The sequence below is a fragment of the Micromonospora fluostatini genome (genome assembly GCF_050410825.1).
Classification (GTDB): domain Bacteria; phylum Actinomycetota; class Actinomycetes; order Mycobacteriales; family Micromonosporaceae; genus Micromonospora; species Micromonospora rosaria.
Genome location: NZ_CP191251.1, coordinates 1,447,611 through 1,472,140 on the forward strand (window position 1 = coordinate 1,447,611; position 24,530 = coordinate 1,472,140).

Below are 24,530 nucleotides of genomic sequence, written 5' to 3' on the forward strand. Positions count from 1 at the left end.
ATGTCTGACGCCGGCACGCGCACCGTTGAGCACGACATCGAGATCGACGCACCCGCCGACGAGGTCTACCGGCTCATCGCCGAGGTCGTCAACTGGCCGCAGATCTTCCCGCCGACCATCTACGTCGACCAGCTCGAGGCCGGCGAGGGCACGGAGCGGATCCGGATCTGGGCCACCGCCAACGGCACCGCCAAGAACTGGACCTCCCGCCGGGTGCTCGACCCGGTCGCCCGGCGCATCGAGTTCCGGCAGGAGGTGTCGGCGCCGCCGGTGGCGTCGATGTCCGGCACCTGGCTGCTGGAGCCGGCCGGTGCGGGGCGGACCCGGGTCCGGCTGCTGCACGAGTACCGGGCCGTCGACGACGACCCGGAGGGGCTGGCCTGGATCGACCAGGCGGTGGACCGCAACTCCCGGTCCGAGCTGGCCGCGTTGAAGACCAACGTCGAGCTGGCCACCGCCGCCGCCGAGGCGACCCTGTCCTTCGAGGACACCGTGCAGATCAACGGGCCCCGCAAGGAGGCGTACGACTTCATCAACGAGGCCCACCTGTGGGACCAGCGGCTGCCGCACGTGGCCCGGGTCACGCTGACCGAGGACACCCCGGGCCTGCAGGACCTGGAGATGGAGACCCGGGCCAAGGACGGCTCCACCCACCTGACCCGGTCCTACCGGGTCACCCTGCCGCCCAGCCTGATCGCCTACAAGCAGGTCACCCTGCCCAAGCTGATGAGCCTGCACACCGGCCGGTGGACCTTCGAGGAGAACGCCGACGGGGTGGCGGTGACCTCCCAGCACACCATCGTGGTGAACACCGCGAACATCGCCGCGGTGCTCGGCCCGGACGCCACCGTCGTGCAGGCCCGCGACTACGTGCGGGACGCGCTGAGCACGAACAGCCGGGCGACCCTGGGCTACGCCAAGGAGCACGTCGAGAAGAACGCCGGGTCATGACCGGCACGCCGCCGCAGACCCGGGTGCTGGTGGTCGGTGCCGGCCCCGTCGGGCTCATGCTCGCCGGTGAGCTGCGGCTCGGCGGCGTGGACGTGACCGTGCTGGACCAGTTGCCGGTGCCGACCACCGAGTCGCGGGCCTCCACCGTGCACAGCCGGACGATGGAGCAACTGGACAGCCGTGGCCTGCTGGGCGAGCTCGGCACCGTGCCGAGCTCGCCCTGGGGGCACTTCGGCGGGATCCCGCTGGACCTGCGACTGCCGTCGCCGTACCCCGGGGCCTGGAAGATCGACCAGGCCCGGATCGAGCGGCTGCTGGCCGACTGGGCGGTGCGCCTCGGCGCGGAGGTCCGGCGGGACCGGCGGCTGCTCGACGTGGTCGACCACGGCGACCACGTCGAGGCCGTGGTCGCCACCGGCGTGGGGGAGGCCCGGATCCTGGCCACCCACCTCGTCGCCTGCGACGGCGAGCAGAGCACCGTGCGCGACCTGCTCCGGGCCGACTTCCCGGGCCGGTCCGCCGGCCGGGAACTGCTCCGCGCCGACGTGGCCGGGATCGACGTGCCGGACCGACGGTTCGAGCGGCTGCCCGCCGGGCTGGCCATCGCCGCCCGTCGGCCCGACGGCGTCACCCGGGTGATGGTGCACGAGTTCGGCGCGCCCGCGCCGCAGGGGCCGGCGGAGCCGACCTTCGCCGACGTCGCGCAGACGTGGAAACGGGTCACCGGCGAGGACATCAGCGGCGGCACCCCGCTCTGGGTCAACGCGTTCGGCGACGCCAACCGGCAGCTCACCCGCTACCGGCACGGCCGGGTGCTGTTCGCCGGTGACGCGGCACACCAACAGATGCCGGTCGGCGGGCAGGCGATGAACCTCGGCCTGCAGGACGCGGTGAACCTGGGCTGGAAGCTCGCCGCGGTGGTCCGTGGGCGCGCCCCGCAGGGGCTGCTCGACACGTACCACACCGAGCGGCACGCGGTCGGCGCCCGGGTGCTGGGCAACATCGCCGCGCAGTCGGCGCTGCTGCTCGGCGGCCCGGAGACCGGGGCGGTGCGGACGGTGCTGGCCGAACTGATCCGGGTACCGGCGGTCCGGGCCCGGCTGGCCGGCATGGTCAGCGGCCTGGACATCCGCTACGACGTCGGCGCCGGCGACCACCCGCTGCTCGGCGCCCGCCTGCCGGCCACCGCGCTCACCGGGGACGGCGTCCACACCGACACCGCCGCCCTGCTGCACCCGGGGCGCGGGCTCCTGCTCGATCTCACCGGCGCCGGTCCCGACCGGGTACGCCGGGCCGCCGCGCCGTGGCGCGGCCGGGTCACCGCCGTGGCGGCGGTGCCCGAGCAACCGGGGCCGCTCGCCGGTGCCGGGGCCGTCCTGGTCCGCCCGGACGGCTACCTGGCGTGGACCGGTGCCGACCCCCGGGACGCCACCGCAGCGCTCGACCGATGGTTCGGGCCGCCGGCCACCCCGGCGCCCGCCGAAGACTAGGAGGCAGACCTCATGGACACCGATGTCATCGTGGTGGGCGCCGGCCCGACCGGCCTGATGCTCGCCGGGGAGCTGCGCCTGGGCGGCGCCCGCGTCGTCCTGGTGGAGCGGCTCGCCGAGCCCACCGGGCAGTCCCGTGGCCTGGGCTTCACCGCCCGCGCCATGGAGACGCTGGACCAGCGCGGCCTGCTGCCGCGCTTCGGGGAGCTGGAGACCAGCCCGCGTGGCCACTTCGGCGGGGTGCAGTTCGACTACTCCGTGCTGCCCGACGCGCACTTCGGCGCACGCGGCGTCCCGCAGTCGCAGACCGAGGACGTGCTGGAGAAGTGGGCCACCGAGACGGGTGTGGACATCCGGCGCGGCTGGGAGCTGCGTGAGCTCACCGACGACGGCTCCGGCGTGACGATCGTCGCCGACACCCCCGACGGCACCCGGCGGCTGCGGGCGGCGTACCTGGTGGGCTGCGACGGTGGGCAGAGCACCGTGCGCAAGCTCGTCGGCTTCGAGTTCGAGGGCACCCCGGCCACCCGGGGCATGTACCTCGCCGACGTGGTCGGCTGCGCGCTGCGGCCCCGCTTCCTCGGCGAGAAGCTGGCCAACGGCATGGTGATGGCGGCCCCGCTCGCCGAGGGCGTCGACCGGATCATCGTCTGCGAGCACGGCACCCCGCCCACCGAGCGGGAGCGGCAGGTCAGCTTCGAGGAGGTCGCCGCCGCCTGGGAGCGGATCACCGGCGAGAGCATCAGCCACGGCGGCTCGCTGTGGGTCAGCTCGTTCACCGACGCCACCCGGCAGGCGACCGAGTACCGGCGCGGCCGGGTGCTGCTGGCCGGCGACGCCGCGCACATCCACCTGCCCGCCGCCGGCCAGGGGCTCTCCGTCGGGGTGCAGGACGCCGCCAACCTCGGCTGGAAGCTCGCCGCCGTGGTCCGGGGGCACGCCCCGGAGGGGCTGCTCGACACGTACCACGACGAGCGGCACCCGGTCGGTGCCCGGCTGCTGCTGAACACCCGGGTGCAGAACGCGGTCTTCCTCGGCGGTGAGGAGGCGGAGCCGCTGCGTACCCTCTTCACCGAGCTGATCTCGTACGACACGGTCGGCCGGCACCTGGCCGGCATGGTCAGCGGCCTGGAGGTCCGGTACGACGTGGGCGCGGGCGACCACCCGCTGCTCGGCCGGCGGCTGCCACCGCGCGCGCTGCACGGCGCGGCCACCACCACGGAGCTGCTGCACCCGGCGACCGGGGTGCTGCTCGACCTCACCGACGACGCCGGGCTGCGCGCCGTCGCGGCCGGGTACGCCGACCGGGTGGCGGTGACCGTGGCGACCAGCGACGCCGCCGAGTTCGCCGGTGTCCCCGCGCTGCTGGTCCGTCCCGACGGGTACGTCGCCTGGGTGGGCGCGGAGCCGGACGGCCTGGCGGCGGCGCTGCGCCGGTGGTTCGGCGAGCCGGCACCGGCCGGGCAGTGACGTGACCGTCCTGCCGGGCCGCGACCGGACGCGGGAGCTGGTGAGGCTCAAGGAGGAGGCCCGCCTCGGCACCGACCCCCGGGCCACGCAACGTCAGCACGCCCGGGGCAAGCTGACCGCCCGGGAGCGCATCGACGTGCTGCTGGACGAGGAGTCGTTCGTCGAGGTGGAGCCGCTGCGGCGGCACCGGGCCACCGGGTTCGGGCTGGAGAACAAGCGGCCGCTCACCGACGGGGTGGTCACCGGCTGGGGCACCGTGCACGGCCGGACGGTCTTCGTCTACGCCCACGACTTCCGGATCTTCGGTGGGGCGCTCGGGGAGGCCCACGCCGAGAAGATCCACAAGATCCTGGACATGGCGATCGCCGCCGGCGCCCCGGTGGTCTCGCTCAACGACGGCGCGGGCGCCCGGATCCAGGAGGGGGTGTCCGCGCTGGCCGGCTACGGCGGGATCTTCCAGCGCAACACCCGTGCCTCCGGGGTGATCCCGCAGATCAGCGTGATGCTCGGGCCGTGCGCGGGTGGGGCGGCGTACTCCCCGGCGTTGACCGACTTCGTCTTCATGGTCCGGGCACCTCGCAGATGTTCATCACCGGCCCGGACGTGGTCCAGGCGGTGACGGGGGAGCAGGTCAGCCACGACGGCCTGGGGGGTGCCGACGTGCACGCCGAGCGGTCCGGCGTCGCGCACTTCGTCTACGACGACGAGCGCACCTGCCTGGCCGACGTGCGGTACCTGCTGTCCCTGCTGCCCGGCAACAACCGCGAGATGCCGCCGACGGAGCCGACCCACGATCCGGCGGACCGGTGCTGCCCCACCCTGGAGAAGGTCGTCCCCACCGACGGCAGCCGCCCGTACGACGTGCGGGACGTCATCGCCGAACTCGTCGACGACGGCCAGCACCTGGAGATCCACGAGCGGTGGGCGACGAACGTGGTGGTCGCCCTGGCCCGGATGGACGGTCACGTGGTGGGGCTGGTGGCGAACCAGCCGATGTCGCTGGCCGGGGTGCTGGACATCGACGCCAGCGAGAAGGCGGCCCGGTTCGTCCAGCTCTGCGACGCCTTCAACATCCCGCTGGTCACGTTGCTGGACGTGCCGGGCTTCCTGCCCGGCGTCGACCAGGAGCACGGCGGGATCATCCGGCACGGGGCGAAGCTGCTCTACGCGTACTGCAACGCGACCGTGCCCCGGATCTCGGTGGTGCTGCGCAAGGCGTACGGCGGCGCGTACATCGTGATGGACTCCCGCAGCATCGGGGCGGACCTGGCGCTGGCCTGGCCCACCAACGAGATCGCGGTGATGGGGGCGCAGGCCGCCGCCAACGTGATCTTCCGGCGGGAGATCGCCGCCGCGGCCGACCCGGACGCCACCCGGGCCGAGCTCGTCAAGCGGTACGAGGAGGAGCTGATGCATCCGTACTACGCGGCGGAGCGCGGCCTGGTCGACGACGTCATCACCCCGTCGGAGACCCGGCGGGTGCTCACCCGCGCACTGCGGATGCTGCGCGCCAAGCACGCCGACCTGCCGGCGCGCAAGCACGGGAACCCGCCCCAGTGACCCCGGCCCCACCGGCGGTCCGGGTGGTGCGCGGGCAGGTCACCGACGACGAGCTGGCTGCGCTGCTGGTCGTCCTGGCCCGGGGGCGCGCCGCCGGGCGGGACGACCCCGGCGCGGCCGGGGAACGCCCCCGGGCCTCCTGGGCCCATCTCGACGGCACCGGGTACCGCAGCCCGGCGAGCTGGCGCTGATGCACGGGCCGGGCGCGCGCCGCCCGGCCCGTCGCGGTCGGCCCGGTTAACAAGGGGCCCCTCCTCTACCGGAAGCGTTAACAGGGGGCCCTTCCTTACACCCGGGGTGGCCAGGTGGCCAGGACGGTCGGCAGGTCCAGCCGGTCCCGGTGCGGGTCGGGGGCCGGTCGGGGGGTCGCCGTCGGGGTGCGGCCGAACCGGGGGGCCGGGGCGGGCTGCGCCGCGCCGCCGACGTCGACGAAGGTGCCCCGGGCGGCGTTGTGCGGGTGCCGGTGCGCCTCGGTGGGGGCGAGCACCGGGGCGACGCAGGCGTCCCGGTCGGCGAAGACCGCCGTCCACTCGTCCCGGGTGCGCTCGGCGAACCGTTCGGTGAACCGGCGGCGCAGCCGTGGCCAGCCGCCCACGTCGTCCTGCGCGGGCAGGTCCGGCTCGTCGGCCAGGCCGAGGCCGTCGAGCAGCGCGGCGTAGAAGGCCGGCTCCAGCGCGCCCACGGCCATGAACCGGCCGTCGGCGGTGCGGTACGTGTCGTAGAACGGGGCGCCCCCGTCGAGCAGGTTGTGCCCGCGCGGAGCCGGCCACATGCCGGCCCCGAGCAGCCCGTGCAGGAACGCGGTGAGCAGCGCCGACCCGTCGACCATCGCGGCGTCGACCACCTGACCGACGCCGGAGCGCTCCCGCTCCAGCAGCGCGGCCAGCACCCCCACGGCGAGCAGCATCCCGCCGCCGGCGAAGTCGCCGAGCAGGTTCAGCGGCGCGTGCGGGCGCTGACCGGCCCGGCCCAGCGGCTCCAGCGCGCCGGCCACCGCGAGGTAGTCGATGTCGTGTCCCGCCCGCCCGGCCAACGGGCCGTCCTGGCCCCAGCCGGTCATCCGGGCGTACACCAGCCGGGGGTTGCGCTCGCGGCAGACGTCCGGGCCGAGGCCGAGCCGCTCGGCCACCCCCGGCCGGTACGCCTCGACCAGCACGTCGGCCCGTTCCACCAGGCGCAGCAGGTCGGCCACCCCGGCCGGGGACTTCAGGTCCAGCGCGCAGACCCGCCGGCCGCGCTGGACCGGGCCGGTCGCCGGGGCGGCCAGCCGGCCCGCGCCGGGGCCGCCCGGCCGGTCGACGCGAACCACGTCGGCGCCGAGGTCGGCCAGCACCATGCAGCCGAACGGGGCCGGCGCCAGGCTGGCCAGCTCCACCACCCGGACCCCGGCCAGCGGCCCGGCCCGCGCCGGCCCGGTGGCGTCGTCGACCCCGTCGTCAGAGGGCACGGGCGATCAGCTCCTTCATGATCTCGTTGGTGCCGCCGTAGATCTTCTGCGCGCGGGCGTCGGCGTACATCCGGGCGATCGGGTACTCGGTGGTGTAGCCGTAGCCGCCGAACAGTTGCAGGCACCGGTCGACGACCTCGCACTGCCCCTCGGTGAGCCAGGACTTCGCCATCGCGGCGGTCGCCACGTCCAGCCCGCCCCGGGCGTGCCGGGCGACGCAGTCGTCCAGGAAGACCCGGGCGACCCGGGTCCGGGTGGCGCACTCGGCGAGCACCATCCGGGTGTTCTGGTGCGCGATCAGCGGTTTGCCGAAGGCGGTGCGCTCCTTGACGTACGCGGTGGTCAGCGCCATGGCCCGCTCCATCGCGGCGACCGCGCCGATGCCGATGACCAGTCGTTCCTGGGGGAGTTGGCCCATCATCTGCCCGAAGCCGAGCCCCTCGGCGTCGCCGAGCAGGTGCCCGGCCGGCACCCGCAGGTCGTCGAAGAACAGCTCGGCGGTGTCGTTGCCGTGCAGCCCGATCTTCGACAGCAGCCGGCCCCGGCGGAACCCGTCCGGGTCCCCGCCGACCTCGCAGACCAGCAGCGAGATCCCGGCCGCGCCCTGGGTCGGGTCGGTCTTGGCGGCGAGCAGCACCAGGTCGGCCAGGCCGCCGTTGCTGATGAACGTCTTCGCCCCGGTGACCCGGTACCCGTCGCCGTCGCGTACCGCCCGGGTCCGCATCGCCTGCAGGTCGGAGCCGCCGTCGGGCTCGGTCATCGCGATCGCCCCGACCAGCTCGCCGGTGCAGAGGCCGGGCAGCCAGCGCCGCTTCTGCTCGTCGTTGCCGTACGCCACCAGGTAGCCGGTGACGATGCCACTGTGCACGGCCAGCCCGAGGCTGCTCTCCCCGCACCGGGCCTGCTCGTGCAGCAGGACCGCCTCGTGGGTGAAGTCGCCGCCCCCGCCGCCGTACGCCTCGGGCACGGAGAGGCCGAGCAGCCCCAGCTCGCCGGCGCGGCGGTAGTGCGCGCGGTCGGGGTGGCCCTGGGCCAGCAGCCGTTCGGTGTGCGGCAGCACCTCGGCGGTGAAGAAGGCGCGGGCCAGCTCGGCGAGGTCGTCGTGCTCGGGTCGGCGCCACGGCGGGGGGTGCGGGTCGGCTGTCGACATGGATCCACCCTCACGTCTTGTTGGCGGTGTGTCAACAGCTCTCGATCATGAGCCGCGCGCAGGCCTCCGGGGCGTCGGCGAAGGGCAGGTGCCCGCAGCCGGGCAGCGCCACGTGCCGGGCCGCCGGCAGCGCCGCGCGGGCCCGCCGGGCCTGCGTCCGGTACGGCAGGACGAGGTCGCGGGTGCCCCAGACGACCGTCACCGGAACCCCGACGGGCCCCGGTGCCCGCCACCCGGCGAAGGCGGTCCGGGCCGCCGCGAGACCGGTCGCGCCGGCCAGCGCCGCCGCCGAGGCCACACACTCGGCCGGGTCCAGCCGGCCGGGACGGCCGTGGAACGCGCCGCAGCACAGCACCCGCCCGGCCCGGGTGCCGAGCACCCGGGGGAGGGCGGGGCGCAGCGCGACGCTGGCGAACCGGGCGGCACCGACCACCGCCTGGCACCAGCGCCGCCCCGCCGGCCCCCAGAACCCGATCGGCGCGAACGCGGTGACCCGGGTCGCCCGCCCCCGCCGGCCCAGCTCCAGCGCGACGCCGCCGCCGAGCGAGTTGCCGGCCACCTCGACCCGGTCCAGGCCGAGGGCGTCGAGGAAGGCGGCCACCCGGTCGGCGAGGTGCGGCACCGAGCCGGGGGCCCACCCGGGACCGGGCGCGGGCCAGGGCGGGGAGACGCCGAAGCCGGGCAGGTCCACCGCGATGACGTCCCGGTGCCGGGCCAGGTCGGCCAGCACCGGCCGCCACACCTGCCAGCGGCTGCCGATGCCGTGGACCAGCACCAGTGGCGGGCCGCTCCCGCACCGGTGGTGGGCGAGCCGGGCCGGGTCCGTGGGGCGCACGGGGCCAGCCTGACACCGCCGGCCGGCGGGCGGAAGTGCGCCGTTGACAGGCCGACAACAGCGGTGCCACCGTACGCCATGGGGTACGACTACGACGTCGTGATCATCGGGTCCGGCTTCGGCGGCAGCGTCAGCGCGCTCCGGCTGACCGAGAAGGGCTACCGGGCCGGCGTGCTGGAGGCCGGCCGCCGCTTCGCCGACGACGACCTGCCCACCACCTCCTGGCGGCTGCGCCGCTACCTGTACGCCCCGGCCCTGGGCTGCTACGGCATCCTGCGGCTGAGCCTGCTCCGTGACGTGCTGGTGCTCTCCGGCGCCGGGGTGGGCGGCGGCTCGCTCGGGTACGCCAACACGCTGTACGAGCCGCCGGAGGCGTTCTTCACCGACCCGCAGTGGGCCTCGGTCACCGACTGGGCCGCCGAACTCGCCCCCTGGTACGACCAGGCGAAACGGATGCTCGGGGTGACCGTCAACCCGGTCACCACCGCCGCCGACCGGGTGCTGCGCGCGGTCGCCGACGACCTCGGGGTGGGGCACACGTACCGGCGTACCCCGGTGGGGGTGCTCTTCGGCGACGCGCCCGGCACGGCCGTCGCCGACCCGTTCTTCGGCGGCGTCGGGCCCGCCCGGCGGACCTGCACCCACTGCGGGGCCTGCCTGACCGGCTGCCGTCAGGGGGCGAAGAACACCCTGGTCAAGAACTACCTGTACCTGGCGGAGGCGGCCGGCGCGCGGGTGCACCCGCTGACCACCGTCACCGCCGTGCGCCCGCTGCCCGACGGCGGGTACGCGGTGGAGACCCGGCGCACCGGCGGCACGCTGCGGCGGGGTCGCCGCCGGTTCACCGCCGGGCAGGTGATCGTCGCCGCCGGCGCGCTCGGCACCCAGCGGCTGCTGCACCGGCTGCGCGACCGGGGCCTGCTGCCGGCGGTCTCGCCGCGCCTGGGCGAGCTGAGCCGGACCAACTCCGAGTCGATCCTCGGCGCCCGGACCCGCCGCCGCGACGTCGATCTCAGCCACGGGGTGGCGATCACCTCGTCGATCCACCCCGACCCGGTGACCCACGTCGAACCGGTCCGCTACGGGCGCGGCAGCAACCTGCTCGCCCTGCTCGCCACCGTGCTGGTCGACGACCCCGGCGGACGGCCCCGCTGGGTGGCCGGCCTGCGGGAGGTGGCCCGCACCTGGCGGGACCTGCGGCTGCTCGCCTGGCCGGGACGCTGGTCGGAGCAGACGGTGCTGCTGCTGGCGATGCAGCCGCTGGACAACTCGATCACCCTCTACACCCGGCGGGGCTGGTCCGGTCGCCGCCGGCTGACCAGCCGCCAGGGGGTCGGCGAGCCGAACCCGCTCTGGGTGCCGGCCGCGCACCGGGTGGCCCGCGAGGTCGCCGACCGGATCGACGGGGTGCCGCTGGGCGCGGTCACCGGACTGGTCGGCCGGCCGGTGACCGGGCACTTCATCGGTGGCTGCCCGATCGGCGCGGACCCGGCCGGCGGGGTCATCGACCCCTACCACCGGCTGTACGGGCACCCGGGGCTGCACGTGGTCGACGGGTCGGCGGTCGCCGCGAACCTCGGCGTCAACCCGTCGTTGACGATCACCGCCCTGGCCGAACGGGCCCTGTCCATGTGGCCCAACCACGGTGACCCGGACCCCCGCCCGGCGCCGGGCCAGCGGTACCGGCCGGTCGCCCCGGTGCCGCCCCGGCACCCCGCCGTACCGGCCGGCGCGCCCGCCGCCCTGCGCCCACCGGCCCCGCCCGGCGGCTGAGCCCCAGCCCCGCCCGTCACTCGCTGCGCAGGCCGGCCGGGCGGGTCAGCCGCCACAGCAGCGGCAGGCTCGCCCCGGTGGTCGCGAGGACGACCAGGGCGGCGGCGCCGGAGGTGAGGCCGACACCGGACCAGTCGAGGCGGACGGGGGAGTCCGTCGCCACCTGGAGGAGCGTCGACAGGCCGGTACCGGTGGCGACGGCCAGGCTCAGACCGAGCAGCACGGGAATGGCGACCTGGTACAGGACCGACCCGGTCAGGGTGCGGCGGCGGGTCCCGAAGGCGACGAGCACGGCGAGCAGTCGCCGCCGCTCGCGCAGCTGCTCGGCCACGTTCACCAGCATGCTGGCCCCGACGAGCAGCAGCAGCGCCGTCGCGCCGACCAGGAGCACCTGCCGGACGGTCAGCAGCACGTCGTCGAGGGGCCGCCACTGCGTCGGCCGGACCCGGGCACCGGGGTCCAGCACGGCGGCGGCGTTGCGGACCCGTTCGATGGCGTCGGGGTCGGCGGGGTCCAGGGCGAGGTAGTGCTCCACGCTGTCCGCGACGATCGACCCATCGTCCAGGGCCGCCGGGGTGAGCAGGATGTTCGTCCCGGACAGCAGCGGGTCGTCGGTGAGCTTCGGCACGGTCCGGGTGGTGGCGGGCAGCGTCCAGTGTGGTGCCCCGGCGGTGTCGCCCAGGGTGTAGCTGTCGCCGGGGCCCGGTGCCGCGCTCTCGTCGACGACGAAGGTGTCCCCGTCGGCGCAGGCGTCGATCCGGGCGAACTGTCGCAGCACCGCGCACTCGCCGACCCGTACCCTCGCGTAGAGGCCCGTCGAGTCGGCCCGCGCCGGGTCGGCCCACACCATCCGCACGGTGTCGACCCCGGTGACCTGGGGGAGCTGGGCCAGCGTGGTCGTCCAGCGCTCGTCGGAGACCTCGCCACGGGGCAGCACGACCGCCTGGTACCGGTCGGTGTCGCGCCCGGTCTCCTCGGTGTACTGGGCCTGCATGGCCCCGACCAGCCCCTGCAACGCGATCGCGCCGGCGACCGAGACGGCGATGCCGGAGACGGTGCGGACGGCGGTGCCGCTGTCGAGCTGGAGCCGGCGGACCGCCAACTGCCAGGCGACGCCGCCGCCACCGATCCGCCGGACGGTCGCGTCCACCAGCCAGGGCAGCACCAGCGCCACCCCGATCAGCAGCGCCGCCAGCCCCGCCGTGACCTGGTACTCGAATCCCGCCGACTGTCCCTCGAAGCCGTCGCGCAGCGGGTACAGCAGGACCAGCCCGACCACGGGCAGGACCAGCCGCCACCACAGCCGACGGCGGCGCTGGTCAGCGCGGCGGACCACGCCGAGTGGTTCGACCACCACCCGCCGCAGCGCGGAGACCGTGACCAGCACCGCCAGCACCGGGACCAGCACGGCCACCAGCACCGCCAGGGCCGGGGCCGGTCGCAGGTCGGCCGGGAAGAAGCTCAGGTTGGCCGGCAGGAACCGGTTGGCCGGCAGCCCCAGGGCGACGAAGAGCAGACCGCCGACGACGAGCCCCAGCAGGGCGCCGGTCACCGTCTCCCCGGCGGCGATCCGGCGGATCATCGCGGCGTCCGCGCCGACCAGCCGCAACGCGGCGAGCTGACGGTCGCGCGCCTCCCCGCCGAAGCGCGCCGCCGAGGAGACGAAGATCGCCACCGGTACCAGCAGCACCACCAGGCCGACCACCGCGAGCAGCAGCAGCGCCGGGGCGAGCCCGTCGTCGGGCCCGCCGCTTCGCCCGAACGACCGGATCCGCTCCGCGTCGGTCTCGGTGAGGCGGTCGGTGCCGAGGTAGAAGGCGTACTCCTGGGGGCCGGACAGGCCGGAGTCCCCGATCGTGCCGACCACCCGGGCGTCCCACCGGTCGCGCAGCAGCGCGCCGTCGGGGCTGTCCAGCAGCCGGGCCAGGGCCGGCGACGCGACCAGCTCGCCCGGGGCCGGGTGGCGGTCCACGCCCGGCGGCAGCGGTGCCCGCGCGCCCTCGGGCTGCACCAGCCGGCCGGTGATCGGGCGGTCCCGGAACTCCGAGTCGGCGCTGCCGACCAGCAGGGTGTCGTCGCCGCGTGGCACCTCGTCGCGGGGCAGGTCCCGGGCCGCGAGGCGGTCGCCCCGGGCCGCCACCACGGTGGGCACGGTCGCGACGACGAGCAGCATCGCCACCCCCAGCCCCACCCCGACCGAGATCATGACGAGCCGGGCCCAGCCGGACCGGCCGCCGGAGACGCTCAGCCGCACCCCCAGGGCCAGCTCGGCCGCCCAGCGGGCCGGTGCCGCGCGGCGTCGCGCCGCCGGGGCGGTCACCGGGCGTACTCCTGCTCGCGGACCTGGCCGTCGCGGACCACGGCCTCCCGGTCGGAGTACGCGGCGACCCGCGCCTCGTGGGTGACCAGCACCACCGCCGCGCCGGTGTCCCGGGCGGCGGCGGTGAGCAGGTGCATCACCTGCTCACCGTTGAGCGAGTCCAACGCCCCCGTCGGCTCGTCGGCGAAGACCACCCGGGGCCGGGTGACCAGGGCCCGGGCCACCGCCACCCGCTGCCCCTGCCCGCCGGAGACCTGCCCGGGGCGCTTGCCGGCCACGTCGGCGACCTGGAGGCGGTCCAGCCACTCGGCGGCGGCGCGCTGCGCCTCCCGGCGACCGACACCGGCCAGCCGCAGCGGCAGCGCCACGTTCTCCAGGCAGGTCAGCTCGGGGACGAGGTGGCCGAACTGGAAGACGAACCCGAACTCCGTACGGCGCAGCGCGCTGCGGTCGGTGTCGGACATCGCCGACAGGTCGCGTCCGGCGAAGACCACCCGGCCGGAGTCCGGGGTGAGGATCCCGGCCAGGCAGTGCAGCAGGGTGGACTTGCCGGAGCCGGACGGGCCCATCAGCGCCAGCACCTCCCCGGCGTGGACCCGCAGCGACGCGGAGTTCAGCGCCCGGGTGGGGCCGAAGCTCAGGTGCAGGTCGTCGGCGGCCAGCAGGGCCTCGTTCGTGGGGTTCACCGTGACTCTCCTCGGGTGGGCGTCAGGAGCGGGTCGGCGGGAGCGGATCGGAGCCGGGCCGGACCCGGGCGGCGAGCTGGTCGAGGCGCGCGGCGGTCAGCTCCAGCCAGCGCAGGTCGGCCTCCAGGTGGAACAGGGCGTGGTCGCAGATGAGCTGGTCGGCCAGGTCCCCGTCGGTCTTGCGTCGGGTCAGCTCCCGCATCAGCCGCAGGTGCTCGCCGCGCTGGGTGTCCAGCAGGTCCGTCGCGTCGCGGCCGGTGAGCAGCGCCAGGACGACCTTGGTGTAGAGGGTGCTATGCAGGTACGGCTCGGGTTTCTCCGGCGTGGTCAGCCAGGCGGCCACGTCGGTGACCCCGGCCGAGGTGATCGCGTACCGCTTGCGGTCCGGGCCGGCGCCCGGCTCGGACTCCACCGCCACGAGCCCGTTCTTGAGCAGCCGGGCGAGGGTCGCGTAGACCTGGCCGTAGTGCAGCGACCGGCCGTGGCCGAACCGTTCGTCGTAGGAGCGCTTCAGGTCGTAACCGTGCCGCGGGCCGGACTCGAGCAGGCCCAGGAGGGCGTGACCAACTGACATGAGCGCCACTATACACACCGATTATACACGCAGTGTCTAGTGTGCTCCGTCGCCGCCCCCGGCCTGCCGAAGGGGCCCCGACCTGCCGGGCCGGGCCCCGGCTGCCGGCCCGATAGGGTCGGCGGGATGAGCGTGGACACCGAACCCCGGCGGCGCCGGCTGGAGCCGGACGCCCGGCGCGGCCAGATCCTGGCCTGCGCGGTCCGGCTCTTCGGCGAGCGCCCGTACGCCGACGTGTCGACCACCGACGTGGCCCGCGTCGCCGGGGTCGCCCGGGGGCTGATCAACCACTACTTCGGCACGAAGAAGCGGCTCTACCTGGAGGTCATCCGGGTGATGGTGACCGTGCCCGAGGTGGCCGTGGCGCAGTTGCCCGCCGGTGACCTGCGGACCCGGGTCGACGCCAGCGTCGCCTGGTTCCTCGACACGGTCTCCCGGCACCGCACCTCCTGGCTGGCCGCGACCGCCGGCGGGATGGGCCACGACGCCGACGTGGCGCGGGTGCTCCGGGAGGCCGAGGAGGTCGCGGCGGACAGCGTCCTCGTCGCGGTCGGGCTCGCCGACGTCACCGCGCACCGCGACGAGTTGCGCGGCATGATCCGGGCGTACGGCGCGCTGGCCACCGCGACCGCCCGGGAGTGGCTCGAACGCGACGCGCTCGACCGCGCCCAGGTGCACCTGCTGCTGACCACCACCCTGCTGGCCATCGTGGAGCAGGTCTTTCCCGCCGTCACCGGCCGGCCCGCCGCCGGCTGAGCCCGCGCGGGCCGTCGGCGACGCGGCTGTTCGCGCTGCGACTGCTCGCGCGGCAGCTGTTGGCGGGGTGCCAACAGGTTGCTACCGTCACCGCATGACGGGCGGGCGCCCCCGGGTGGCCATCATCGGGTCGGGGTTCGGCGGCATCGCGGTCGCCGCCGCCCTGCTGCGGGCCGGCTTCGACGACCTCGTCCTGCTGGAACGCGCCACCGGGATCGGCGGGGTGTGGCGGGACAACACCTACCCCGGCTGCGCCTGCGACATCCCCGCCCCCCTGTACTCGTACTCCTTCGCGCCCAACCCGGACTGGTCGCGGCGCTTCCCGTCGCACGCGGAGATCCTCGCCTACCTGCGCCGCTGCGCCGACGACCTGGGCGTCAGCGGCCGGGTCCGGCTCGGCGTCGAGGTCACCGACGCGCGGTGGGACGAGGCCGGCTCCTGCTGGCGGCTGCGGACCGCCACCGGCGCGGAGGTGGTCGCCGACGTGCTGGTCCCGGCGGTGGGGCAGCTCTCCCGTCCGCTGCTGCCGGCGTTGCCCGGCGCGGACCGGTTCCGGGGCACGGCCCTGCACACCGCCCGCTGGGATGCCACGCTCCGCCTCGACGGCGCCCGGGTCGCGGTGGTCGGCACCGGCGCCAGCGCCGTCCAACTGGTCCCGGCGATCGCCGGCCGGGTCGCGCACGTCACCGTCTTCCAGCGCACCGCACCCTGGACCCTGCCCAAACCCGACCGCCGGTACGGGCCGCTGCGCCGGGCCGTGTGCCGGCGCTGGCCGGCGCTGACGCGCCTGCCCCGGGCCGGGGTGTGGGCGATGACCCTGGTCGCCGGGCTCGCGGTGACCGGCAACCGGGTCGTCGCCGCCCTGCTGCGCGGCGTCTCCCACGCCCAGCGCCGCTGGCAGGTGCGTGATCCCCGGCTGCGCGCGCTGGTCACCCCGGACGAACCGCTGGGCTGCAAACGGGTGCTGTTCACCAGCGACTGGCTGCCCACCCTGGCCCGCCCCGACGTCACCCTGGTCACCGCGCCGATCACCGAGGTGACCGAGACCGGGGTACGCAGCGCCGACGGCGTGGAGCACCCCTGCGACGTGCTGGTCTACGGCACCGGCTTCGCCGCCACCGAGTTCCTCGCCCCGATCCGGGTCACCGGCCGGGACGGCCGCCGGCTGGCCGAGGTGTGGCGGGACGGGGCGCACGCGTACCTCGGCATGACCGTGCCGGGCTTCCCCAACCTGTTCCTGGTGTACGGCCCCAACACCAACACGGGCAACACCTCGGTCGTCCACTTCCACGAGTCCCAGGCCCGCCACATCACCCAGGCGGTCCGGCTGCTCGCCGCCGGTGGGCCACCGCTGGACGTGCGGCCCGACGTGGCCGCCGCGCACGACGCGCAGGTGCAGGGCCGGCTCGCCGGCAGCGTCTGGACCGCCTGCCGGAGCTGGTACCGCACGGCCTCCGGCCGGGTCGTCACCAACTGGCCCGGCAGCGCGGCGCAGTACCGGCGCCGCACCGCCCGGCTACGCCCCGCCGACTACGGGCGCGGCCCGGCCTGACCTGCCCGGCTCGGGCTGCCCGGCTCGGGCCGAGCGGGCTGGTCTGGGCCGGGCGGGCTGGTCTGGGTGGCTCGACCGACCGTCCGACCGCGACCCGTCGGACCGTGACCCATCCGACCAGGGTGCGCGCCAACCCGGTCGGGGTGTCGCAGACGTGGGTGTCGCACCCGGGCGGGGCGCTCGCCGACGCGTCGGTGCCGGGCTACCGGCTGACCGGCTGGTACGAGACGATGACGACGCCGCTCTTCAGCACCTTCGTGTCGACCAGGGCGAGCGTGGTCTGCGCGTCGGCCAGCGGGGCGCTCATCGACGGGCCGCCCTGGAGCACCGGGTGGATCCAGAACCGCACCTCGTCCACCAGCCCGGCCCTCAGCAGGGTGTGGGTGACCACGCCGTAGCCGTACATCAGGATGTCCCGACCCTCGGCGGCCTTGAGCCGGGTGACCGCCTCGACCAGGTCGCCCTGCAGCACCTCGGTGTTGTTCCACTCCGGATCGGTCAACGTGGTCGAGGCGACGTACTTCTTCACGCTGTTGAAGTAGGCCGCGCCGTTGGTCGGGTCGCTCTCGTCCATGGCCTGCCAGGCGGCGGCGAAGCCGTCGTACGTGTGCCGGCCCATCAGCAGCGCGTCGGCCGCGTCGGTCTGCGTCCCGGCGAACGCGGTGGCCTCCTCGTCGAAGTACGGCGTGGTCCACGCCGGGCTTTCGATGACGCCGTCGAGGGTGATGTAGGTCGAGTTGATGATCCTGCGCACGGTGCGGGCTCCTGTCCCGGGGTGTTCCGCTGACATCCGGCACCCTGCCAGAACCCCCTGACAATCCGCTCCAGGGCCGCTCTGCGCCGCTGGCCGCCGCCGACGGGCCGCCGTCGGCCAGCCACCACCCGTGGACGACCGAGGGTGATTGACCGGATACCTGATGTTCGGCTGTTTCCTGCCATCTGCCGCCATCTGACAACGACCTCGGATCGCAGACGTATCAGAAACCGTCGATGTCGCTCTGTACCGGTGTCCATCCGCGCCGTCCACCACCCACGGAGGCCGCGGCGGTCCCACCCTCGGAGGTAACGTGTCCACACGTCTGCACCGACCCGCACGTCGTTCCCTGTTCGTCCTGCTCACCGGCGCGGCGTTGACCACGCTGCTCTCGGTCACGGCGGCCGGCGCGGTGCCGCCGGCCGAGCGCTCGCCGCGGGCCGCCCTGGCCCCCGCCGACGTCTTCCTCCGGGACACCCCGGCGGACGTCGGTCTCCAGCCGCACGCGCTCAACCCGCTCTGGGAGAGCCCCGACATCAAGGTCTGCCCCACCGCCATCGAGTGCGCGGTCAGCCAGAACCCGATCGTCGGGCAGCGCAACTACCTCTTCATCGACGTGTCCAACCCCGGCCCGTACGGCTCGGGTGAGATGGAGGAGGGGACCATCCACGTGTACCGGACCACCCCGGGCGGCGGGGCCGCCTGGCCGGACCACTGGACGGAGATCGCCTGGATGGCCGTACCGGTCTACGCGGGCACCACGACGATCACCCTGCCCTGGGACGACGTGCCGGGTCCCGGCCACTTCTGCCTGGTGGCCCGCTGGGTCTCGGCCAACGACCCGATGACCTTCGAGGGCCCGGACATCGGCCCGAACACCCGGAACAACAACAACATCGCCTGGCGCAACGTCGACTCGGTGGCGCTGGCCCCCAACCTGGGTGCGGCGGTCCGGCCGTTCGCCATCGGCAACACCCTGACCCGGGCCACCCGCAACAGCCTGGTCTTCAGCGAGGTGGGGGCCCCGCTGCGGACGGCCGGCGGCCGGCTGGTGGCCGACCTCGGGCCGACGCTGTTCGCCCGCTGGGTCGAGGGCGGCCGGGCCGGCACCGGGGTCCGTGAGGTGGGCCGCAACCAGGTCGAGATCCTCGAACCGGGCAAGGCCAGCCTGGACAACCTCCGGCTGAACGCGAAGGAGCGGCTCACCCTGTCGCTCAGCTTCACCGCGACCGTCGCCACCCAGGAGAAGATCGCGCTGCGGGTGACCCAGATCGGCCCGGACAGCACCGGTGCCGAGCGCGCCGACCTGGGCGGCGTGCGCTACGACGTCACGGTCGGCAAGCGGGTGAACTAGCCCCGACGGGAGCCCGGAGGTCGCGGCCCGGCCGCGACCTCCGGGTCGCCGTGTCCGCCCGGCCCGGGGGCGCGGCGACGGTGGGCGCGGCGGCACCCGGGCCACGCCCGGGTCGGCCCGGCCCGGCGGGAGACCGGCCGCCGCTCAGCGCAGCAGCACCCAGGTCGTCACCATCGCGTACTCGGCGGTGCGGGCGCGGAACTGCACCGGGCCGGGGGGCAACGGCCCCATCGAGAAGTAGCCCATCGCGTCCATCGGCACGTCCTCGTACCGCCCGTCGGGGGTGCGGGCACTGACCCGACCGTCGCAGCCGGTGGAGAGTTGCCCGACGATGCCGGTGCGGGTCACCTCGATCTCCATGGCGACCGGGCCACCGTGGAAGGTCAACGTCCGGTCCGTGCCACCCGAGCGCAGCGGCCCGGCCGGGGCCAGGTCGCAGGCCGAGTCGAAGGTCAGCTCGGCGACGGTCCAGCCGGCGTCGACGGTGCGCCAACTGAACGCGGCCAGCGCGGTGTCGAGGAACTCCTCCGGCACCGGACCCGAGTCCAGCAACGCCGCGCCCAGCTCAGCCAGCAACGCGTCGTCACCGGCGGGCGGCCACTGCTCCATCGCGATCACCTCCGGTCCCCTCCGCCCCGCTCGCCGGGGGCCGGACGTACTGGGCGAGCGCCGGGCAGCGCCGCAGCCTGGCCAGACAGCGGGCCTGGGTGGGCCCGACGCTGCCGATCGGGATGCCGAGCCGGTCGCCGACCTCCCGGTAGCTGGCCGGCGGATCGGCGGCGAGCAGCGCGAGCAGCTCCCGGCAGCGCGCCGGGAGCTGGGCGAACGCCTCCCGCAGCGCCTGCTGCCGCTCGGCCCGCAGCAGATCCTCGTCCGGGCTGGCCGCGTCGACCAGCAGCAGACGGCCGACGTGCCCGTCGACCGAGTCGTCGTACGGGTCGAACGGTTGGGTGCGCCGGCCGATCCGGACCAGCCGGTGGCACTCCCGCCGGGTCGTGGTCACCAGCCAGGCCGGCAGCGCCGCCGACTCGCGCAGCCGGCCCAGGTGCTCGACCAGCCGCAACCAGACGGTTTGGTGGACGTCGGCGGCGTCGGCCCGGTCCAGCCCGTGCGCGTGGATCACCGACCGCACCAGCGGGGTGTAGCGCCGGACCAGCTCGGCCCAGGCCCGCTCGTCGCCGTCACCGGCGGCGGAGACCAGCTCCGCAGGGGACGCCCGTTCGACGCCGGCGACCGGCCCGCTGGCCGGGGGCGGGTCGGCGGACACCTCCTCGGCGGGGGACGGGTCGGCGGGGTCGGGCGGGGGTACCGCGCCCCCCGGCGCGTCCGCGGTGGGGGTCATCCGACCAGTACGCCGTAGTCGGGGTGCCAGCGCGGGGTGGCGACCAGGGCGGCGCGGGCCTCCTCGGCGTCCATCCCGGTGCTGGTCATCAGGGCGGCGAGCCGGCCGGTGACGTGCGCGGTGGCGAACGACGTCCCGGCCCAGGCCGCGAAGCGGTGGAACACCAGCGACGGTTGACCGGGCAGCCGCAACTCCCCGTCGACGTAGGTGCTGGTCCGGTCGCCGAGGGCGCACGCGTCCACCCAGGAGCCGAAGCCGCTGTAGCCGGCGGGGACCAGCGCGCCGCCCGACCCGGTGGCCAGCGCCGACACGGCGAGCACCCGGGGCAGCGCGGCCGGCCAGGACGGGCGGGCGGTGCCGCCGTTGCCCGCCGCCGCCACCACGGCCACCTCGTGGGGCAGCGCGGCGATGGTGTCCACCAGCGGCAGTGGCGGCTGGTCGTCCTGGGTGAAGCAGCCCAGGGAGAGGTTGACGATCGCCACCTGCGGGTCGAGCCGGCCGATGGCGGCCACCAGCGTCTCCTCGTCGCCGACCCCGGTCGCGTCCAGGGCGGCCTCGGGATCGAACCGGACGCCGGGAGCGGCCTGCCGGAGCACCCCGGCGACGAAGGTGCCGTGACCACCCTGGAGGGCCAGCAACCCGGCGCCGGCGTACACCGCGTCCTCGTCGTCGGACTCGGGCAGGTAGCTGCCGCCCAGCCAGGCGGGGTGCGCGGCCCCGGCGTGCCGCCAGATGCCGGTGTCGCAGACGCCGACCGTCACCCCGGCGCCCTCGCCGAGCCGGGCCGGATCCGGCGCGGCCAGGGGTGCGGCGACCCGGGGTGGCCCGCCCGGGTTGCCCATGATGTTGCCGAACCCGACCAGGACGTGGTGCGGCTGCACCACCGGGACCGTCTGGTTCGGCCACTGGCGGGGATCCCGCAGCCGGGTCACCAGCGTCGGGATGTCGGTCTCCGGGGCGAGCAGCAGCCGGCCGACGGTGGCGAACCCGGGCCCCTCGGTCACCTGGTGACCGAGGGCGCGCAGCCGCGCCAGCACCCGTTGCACGTCCCGCCGGGCGGCCAGGAGCTGCCCCGGACGGTAGAGGAACTCGCGGCCCGGGACGGTGTGCCGGCGGATCGCGGGATGGCGCCCGACGGCCTCCAGGAACGCCCGCTGGTAACTCTCCTCGAGGGACTCGGCGGCGGTGGCCCGACCCGACCACCCGCCGACGCCGAGCGGCACCGCGGCGGCGGCCAACGCGGACCATCCCACCAGCCGACGCCGGGACACTCGACCGGGCGGACGCGGCGCGGCGGGGTGGTCAGGCGACACCGGCCCTCCAGGCAGTGGACGATGCGTGGCCGACGGCAGCGGAAAAGTCGGGGGAAGCGCTCTCTGCGCACGGAGAGTATCGTTTGCTGCGACCCTGGGTCAATCGCCCGGTGGTGGCGGGTCGGGCGCCCGACCGGGATTGACCGGGCGGCGGGATCCGGGGATTCTCCATGGTATGGCCGACAGCGCCCCGCCCGGTGCCGGCCCGGCGCACCGCGCTCTCGACGCCGTCCAGCGCTACCCCCGCGAGGCCATCGCGCTGGCCCGCGCGGTGCTCGACAGCACGGTGGACACCGGCGAGCGGTCCACCGCCGAGCGGGCCGTCGGGCTGGCCCTGCGGGAACTCAACGACCTGCCCGGCGCCCTGCGGCACCTGCGCCGCGCGGTCCGGGCCACCGACGACCCCCGGCTGCGTGCGCTGGCCCGGATGAGCCTCGGATACGTCCTGGCCAACGCCGGGCGGACCACCGCCGCGCTGCGCGCGGTGACCCTGGCCCTGCCCCGGCTGACCGGGGCCGACGCCGGCCGGGCCCGGATGCAGCGGGGTGTGGTGCTGCACTACCGGGGCCGCTTCGACGAGGCGGTCCGGGACTACGGCGTCGCGGTGGAGATCGCCCAGCGCGAGGGTGACCTGCTGCTGGAGGCGCGGGCCCGCAACAACCGGGGGCTGCTCGACGCCCACCGGGGCGCCGAGCGGGGAGCGGACGATCTGCACCGCGCCGCCGAGGTCTTCGGCCGGCTCGGGCTGGACCTGGCCGCCGCCGACGCCCGGTGGAACAGCGGCATCGCGGCCGGGCAGCGGGGCGACGTGGCCGGGGCGCTGCGCCGCTTCGCGGCCGTCGACGCCGAGTACCGCCGCCTGGCGGTCCCCCGCCCGGCCCTGCTGCTGGACCGGTTCGAGCTGCTGCTGTCGGTGCCACTGCTCGACGAGGCGGTCGAGGTGGCCGCCACCGCCGTCGCCGAGCTGCGCCGCCGGGGGATGGCGTCGGACCTCGCCGAGGCGCTGCTGGCCCAGGCCCGCGCCGCGTTGCTCGCCGGGGACCTGGACACCGCCGCCGGGGCCGCCGCGGCGGCCCGGAGCCGGTTCCGCCGGCAGGGGCGGCGGACCTGGGCCACCTTCGCCCGGCACGTCGAGCTGCGCGCCGGGTACGCCCGGGGCACCCGGTCCCCGGCGCTGCTCGCCGCGATGATCCGTACCGCCGGTCAGCTCGACGCGACCGGGTGGCCCGGTCCGGCGCTGACCACCCGGATCGAGGCCGCCCGGCTCGCCGCCGCGCTGGGCCGCGCGGACCGGGCGGCGGAGCTGCTGGCGGTGGCGGCGCAGGCCCGGCGGAGGGGGACCGCGCCCCGCCGCGCCCAGGGGTGGTACGCGCTCGGCCTGCGCCGCCGGCTCGACGGCGACGACCGGGGGGCCGCCCGCGCGCTGCGCCGGGGACTCGCCGTCCTGGACGGTCACCGCGCCTCGCTCGGCGCGACCGAGCTGCGCACCCACAGCGGGGCGTACGGGCAGGAGCTGGCCGCCGAGGGGCTGGACCTGGCGGTCCGCCGGGCCGCCCCCGGTCAGGTGCTGGCCTGGGCGGAGCGGTGGCGGGCCAACGCCCTGCGGATGCGGGCGGTCTCCCCACCGCAGGACCCGGAGCTGGCCGACGCTCTGGCCGAGCTGCGGATGGTCAGCGCCGCGCTGGAGGATGCGCTGCTCACCGGGCACCCGGTGCAGCCGCTGCGGCGCCGCCAGGCCCGGCTGGAGCAGCGGATCCGGGAGCTGGCCCGGGGGGTGCACGGCGGCGGTGGGCTGCTGGCGCCCCCGGGGGTGGGGGCCGTCGCCGCCGCGCTCGGCGACACCGTCCTGCTGGAACTGGTCGCGCACGGTCCCCGGTTGCGTGCGGTGCTGGTCCGCGCCGGCCGGGCGAGCCTGCACGACCTCGGGCCGCTGGCCGAGGCGGTCCGGCTGGCCCGGCTGCACCGCTTCGGGCTGCGCCGGCTGGTCACCACCGGCGACCGGCCGGACGCCCGCGCCGGGGTCGGCCACACCGCCGCCGCGCTGGACCGGCAGCTCTTCGACCCGGTACGCCCGCTGCTCGGCGACCGTCCACTGGTGATCGTGCCGATCGGCGAGCTGCACGCCGTACCCTGGTCGGGGCTGCCGACCTGCGCGGGCCGCCCGGTGACCGTGGCGCCCTCGGCGACGGCCTGGCTGCGGGCCGCCGGCCGGTCGGCGCCGGCCGGCCCGCCGGTGCTGGTCGCCGGGCCACGCCTGCCGGCGGCCGAGACCGAGGTCCGTCAGCTCGCCGCCGTCCTGCCCGGGGCCCGGGCGCTGACCGGAACCGCCGCCACCGCGCGGGCGACGACCGAGGCGTTGAACGGCACCCGGCTGGCGCACGTCGCCGCGCACGGCCGGTTCCGCGCGGACAACCCGCTCTTCTCCACGCTGGAGTTGGCCGACGGCCCGCTGACCGCCTACGAGTTGGAGCGGCTGACCTGCCCGCCCGGGTGCGTGGTGCTCTCGGCGTGCGACTCCGGCCTGTCCGGGGTCCGCCCCGGCGACGAGGTGATGGGCTTCACCGCGGTGCTGCTGGCCCTCGGCACGCGCAGCCTGGTCGCGACCGTCCTGCCGGTGCCGGCCGACCTCACCACCACGTTGATGCTGGACCTGCACCGGCGGATGCGGGCCGGAGCCGGTCCGGCGCTGGCCCTCGCCGAGGCGCAGCGGGCGTTCGAGGGCGACGACGGCGGGGCGACCGGCGGGGCGGCCCACGCCACGGCCGCCGCCTTCGTCTGCTTCGGCGCCGGCTGAGGTCCCCCGGCCCCGGCTGAGGTCCCGGCCCCGGCTGCGGTCCCGGCCCCGGCTGCGGTCCCGGCCCCGGCTGCGGTCCCGGCGCTCGGCCGGGGTCTCCGCGTGGCGGTCCGGCGTCGGTGTCGACGCCCGTGCACCGGCCGTTCACCCCGCCGGGCGCGGGCGGCCCGCCCGCCACCGCCCCCGCGTGACCTGCGGATTGACGACGCGCGCGGGCGCGGGCACACTACGCCTACAAACTCGATAGGAATAACAGTTATTGGTCGAGGGGGACCGCTGGTGACAGGCCGTCCGGCTCGCACGCCGCCCCGGCCGGCAGTCACCCGCTGTCGTCCGGCGGCCCTCACCCCCACCCACCACCGAGTCCCGTCCGCCCCGCGCGGCGGGACTCGTTTCCGTCCCCGACAGC

General features: G+C 75.9%; 19 protein-coding genes and 1 pseudogene. 10 read left to right on the forward strand and 10 right to left on the reverse strand.

Annotated elements, in window-relative coordinates; genetic code table 11:
* The 5 genes and pseudogenes from ACQUFX_RS06160 to ACQUFX_RS06180 all read left to right on the forward strand — a co-directional run bounded on the left by ACQUFX_RS06160 (position 1) and on the right by ACQUFX_RS06180 (position 5,662).
* Positions 1 to 951, forward strand: coding sequence for an aromatase/cyclase (locus ACQUFX_RS06160; RefSeq protein WP_428965054.1), 951 nt, complete (start codon positions 1 to 3; stop codon positions 949 to 951).
* Positions 948 to 2,441 (forward strand): FAD-dependent monooxygenase, encoded by a 1,494-nt coding sequence (locus tag ACQUFX_RS06165; RefSeq protein ID WP_428965055.1) that lies wholly within the window; start codon positions 948 to 950, stop codon positions 2,439 to 2,441. Before ACQUFX_RS06160 ends, ACQUFX_RS06165 begins: the two co-directional genes overlap by 4 nt.
* Before the next feature lie 12 nt (positions 2,442 to 2,453).
* Positions 2,454 to 3,911 carry an FAD-dependent monooxygenase gene (locus tag ACQUFX_RS06170; protein WP_428965056.1) on the forward strand — a complete coding sequence of 486 codons (1,458 nt, stop codon included), beginning with the start codon at positions 2,454 to 2,456 and terminating at the stop codon, positions 3,909 to 3,911.
* 1 nt (position 3,912) lies between these two features.
* Positions 3,913 to 5,471: pseudogene (locus ACQUFX_RS06175) on the forward strand (acyl-CoA carboxylase subunit beta).
* On the forward strand, positions 5,468 to 5,662 hold the full coding sequence (locus ACQUFX_RS06180; RefSeq protein WP_428965057.1) for an acyl-CoA carboxylase subunit epsilon: 195 nt from the start codon (positions 5,468 to 5,470) through the stop codon (positions 5,660 to 5,662). The pseudogene ACQUFX_RS06175 and the gene ACQUFX_RS06180 overlap by 4 nt, the downstream one beginning before the upstream one ends.
* A 95-nt stretch (positions 5,663 to 5,757) precedes the next feature.
* Here ACQUFX_RS06180 and ACQUFX_RS06185 read toward each other — a convergent pair whose 3' ends face one another.
* The 3 genes from ACQUFX_RS06185 to ACQUFX_RS06195 are packed head-to-tail and all read right to left on the reverse strand — an operon-like array spanning position 5,758 to position 8,903.
* Positions 5,758 to 6,918 carry a CaiB/BaiF CoA transferase family protein gene (locus ACQUFX_RS06185; RefSeq protein WP_428965058.1) on the reverse strand — a complete coding sequence of 387 codons (1,161 nt, stop codon included), beginning with the start codon at positions 6,916 to 6,918 and terminating at the stop codon, positions 5,758 to 5,760.
* The gene (locus ACQUFX_RS06190) at positions 6,908 to 8,068 is read right to left on the reverse strand and encodes an acyl-CoA dehydrogenase family protein (protein WP_428965059.1); all 1,161 of its coding nucleotides are present in this window, start codon (positions 8,066 to 8,068) and stop codon (positions 6,908 to 6,910) included. The genes ACQUFX_RS06185 and ACQUFX_RS06190 overlap by 11 nt, the downstream gene beginning before the upstream one ends.
* 31 nt (positions 8,069 to 8,099) lie before the next feature.
* Positions 8,100 to 8,903, reverse strand: a complete 804-nt coding sequence (locus tag ACQUFX_RS06195) for an alpha/beta fold hydrolase (protein WP_428965060.1) — start codon at positions 8,901 to 8,903, stop codon at positions 8,100 to 8,102.
* A gap of 78 nt (positions 8,904 to 8,981) precedes the next feature.
* Between ACQUFX_RS06195 and ACQUFX_RS06200 the strand changes: the two genes are divergently transcribed.
* Positions 8,982 to 10,676 carry an FAD-dependent oxidoreductase gene (locus ACQUFX_RS06200; protein WP_428966875.1) on the forward strand — a complete coding sequence of 565 codons (1,695 nt, stop codon included), beginning with the start codon at positions 8,982 to 8,984 and terminating at the stop codon, positions 10,674 to 10,676.
* Positions 10,677 to 10,692: 16 nt separating this feature from the next.
* Here the strand turns inward: ACQUFX_RS06200 and ACQUFX_RS06205 are convergent, their stop codons facing one another.
* From ACQUFX_RS06205 to ACQUFX_RS06215, 3 genes are read right to left on the reverse strand one after another with little or no spacing between them, the layout of a single operon-like run.
* A complete protein-coding gene (locus tag ACQUFX_RS06205; protein WP_428965061.1) occupies positions 10,693 to 12,996 on the reverse strand; it encodes an FtsX-like permease family protein in 2,304 nt (767 codons plus the stop codon).
* Positions 12,993 to 13,682, reverse strand: a complete 690-nt coding sequence (locus ACQUFX_RS06210; RefSeq protein WP_428965062.1) for an ABC transporter ATP-binding protein — start codon at positions 13,680 to 13,682, stop codon at positions 12,993 to 12,995. Before ACQUFX_RS06210 ends, ACQUFX_RS06205 begins: the two co-directional genes overlap by 4 nt.
* A gap of 22 nt (positions 13,683 to 13,704) precedes the next feature.
* A complete protein-coding gene (locus ACQUFX_RS06215) occupies positions 13,705 to 14,256 on the reverse strand; it encodes a PadR family transcriptional regulator (protein WP_428965063.1) in 552 nt (183 codons plus the stop codon).
* Between the two features lie 126 nt (positions 14,257 to 14,382).
* On the opposite strand from ACQUFX_RS06215, the gene ACQUFX_RS06220 reads away from it, so the two are divergent.
* Positions 14,383 to 15,012 carry a TetR/AcrR family transcriptional regulator gene (locus ACQUFX_RS06220; RefSeq protein ID WP_428965064.1) on the forward strand — a complete coding sequence of 210 codons (630 nt, stop codon included), beginning with the start codon at positions 14,383 to 14,385 and terminating at the stop codon, positions 15,010 to 15,012.
* 94 nt (positions 15,013 to 15,106) lie between these two features.
* Positions 15,107 to 16,564: a flavin-containing monooxygenase gene (locus ACQUFX_RS06225; protein ID WP_428965065.1), complete on the forward strand. Its 1,458-nt coding sequence runs from the start codon at positions 15,107 to 15,109 to the stop codon at positions 16,562 to 16,564.
* 202 nt (positions 16,565 to 16,766) lie between these two features.
* Here the strand turns inward: ACQUFX_RS06225 and ACQUFX_RS06230 are convergent, their stop codons facing one another.
* Positions 16,767 to 17,318, reverse strand: a complete 552-nt coding sequence (locus ACQUFX_RS06230; protein ID WP_428965066.1) for a dihydrofolate reductase family protein — start codon at positions 17,316 to 17,318, stop codon at positions 16,767 to 16,769.
* A gap of 313 nt (positions 17,319 to 17,631) precedes the next feature.
* On the opposite strand from ACQUFX_RS06230, the gene ACQUFX_RS06235 reads away from it, so the two are divergent.
* Positions 17,632 to 18,672 carry a hypothetical protein gene (locus ACQUFX_RS06235; RefSeq protein ID WP_428965067.1) on the forward strand — a complete coding sequence of 347 codons (1,041 nt, stop codon included), beginning with the start codon at positions 17,632 to 17,634 and terminating at the stop codon, positions 18,670 to 18,672.
* A 144-nt stretch (positions 18,673 to 18,816) separates the two neighbouring features.
* On the opposite strand, the gene ACQUFX_RS06240 is transcribed toward ACQUFX_RS06235, so the two are convergent.
* Genes ACQUFX_RS06240 through ACQUFX_RS06250 form a run of 3 tightly spaced genes read right to left on the reverse strand, consistent with a single transcriptional unit; the run spans position 18,817 to position 21,327 of the window.
* The gene (locus tag ACQUFX_RS06240; protein WP_428965068.1) at positions 18,817 to 19,281 is read right to left on the reverse strand and encodes a hypothetical protein; all 465 of its coding nucleotides are present in this window, start codon (positions 19,279 to 19,281) and stop codon (positions 18,817 to 18,819) included.
* Complete coding sequence (locus ACQUFX_RS06245) at positions 19,256 to 20,014, reverse strand: RNA polymerase sigma factor (RefSeq protein ID WP_428965069.1); 759 nt, start codon at positions 20,012 to 20,014, stop codon at positions 19,256 to 19,258. The genes ACQUFX_RS06240 and ACQUFX_RS06245 overlap by 26 nt, the downstream gene beginning before the upstream one ends.
* Positions 20,011 to 21,327: a S8 family peptidase gene (locus ACQUFX_RS06250; RefSeq protein ID WP_428965070.1), complete on the reverse strand. Its 1,317-nt coding sequence runs from the start codon at positions 21,325 to 21,327 to the stop codon at positions 20,011 to 20,013. Before ACQUFX_RS06250 ends, ACQUFX_RS06245 begins: the two co-directional genes overlap by 4 nt.
* Before the next feature lie 175 nt (positions 21,328 to 21,502).
* On the opposite strand from ACQUFX_RS06250, the gene ACQUFX_RS06255 reads away from it, so the two are divergent.
* The gene (locus ACQUFX_RS06255) at positions 21,503 to 24,121 is read left to right on the forward strand and encodes a CHAT domain-containing protein (protein ID WP_428965071.1); all 2,619 of its coding nucleotides are present in this window, start codon (positions 21,503 to 21,505) and stop codon (positions 24,119 to 24,121) included.
* The last annotated feature ends 409 nt before the right edge of the window (positions 24,122 to 24,530 follow it).

Bases quoted from the DNA above. Each gene is read 5' to 3' on its own strand.
- ACQUFX_RS06240 (WP_428965068.1), bottom strand. From the start codon at position 19,281: ATGGAGCAGTGGCCGCCCGCCGGTGACGACGCGTTGCTGGCTGAGCTG.
- ACQUFX_RS06170 (WP_428965056.1), top strand. From the start codon at position 2,454: ATGGACACCGATGTCATCGTGGTGGGCGCCGGCCCGACCGGCCTGATG.
- ACQUFX_RS06200 (WP_428966875.1), top strand. From the start codon at position 8,982: ATGGGGTACGACTACGACGTCGTGATCATCGGGTCCGGCTTCGGCGGC.
- ACQUFX_RS06245 (WP_428965069.1), bottom strand. From the start codon at position 20,014: ATGACCCCCACCGCGGACGCGCCGGGGGGCGCGGTACCCCCGCCCGAC.
- ACQUFX_RS06255 (WP_428965071.1), top strand. From the start codon at position 21,503: ATGGCCGACAGCGCCCCGCCCGGTGCCGGCCCGGCGCACCGCGCTCTC.
- ACQUFX_RS06190 (WP_428965059.1), bottom strand. From the start codon at position 8,068: ATGTCGACAGCCGACCCGCACCCCCCGCCGTGGCGCCGACCCGAGCAC.
- ACQUFX_RS06160 (WP_428965054.1), top strand. From the start codon at position 1: ATGTCTGACGCCGGCACGCGCACCGTTGAGCACGACATCGAGATCGAC.
- ACQUFX_RS06215 (WP_428965063.1), bottom strand. From the start codon at position 14,256: ATGTCAGTTGGTCACGCCCTCCTGGGCCTGCTCGAGTCCGGCCCGCGG.
- ACQUFX_RS06165 (WP_428965055.1), top strand. From the start codon at position 948: ATGACCGGCACGCCGCCGCAGACCCGGGTGCTGGTGGTCGGTGCCGGC.
- ACQUFX_RS06225 (WP_428965065.1), top strand. From the start codon at position 15,107: ATGACGGGCGGGCGCCCCCGGGTGGCCATCATCGGGTCGGGGTTCGGC.
- ACQUFX_RS06220 (WP_428965064.1), top strand. From the start codon at position 14,383: ATGAGCGTGGACACCGAACCCCGGCGGCGCCGGCTGGAGCCGGACGCC.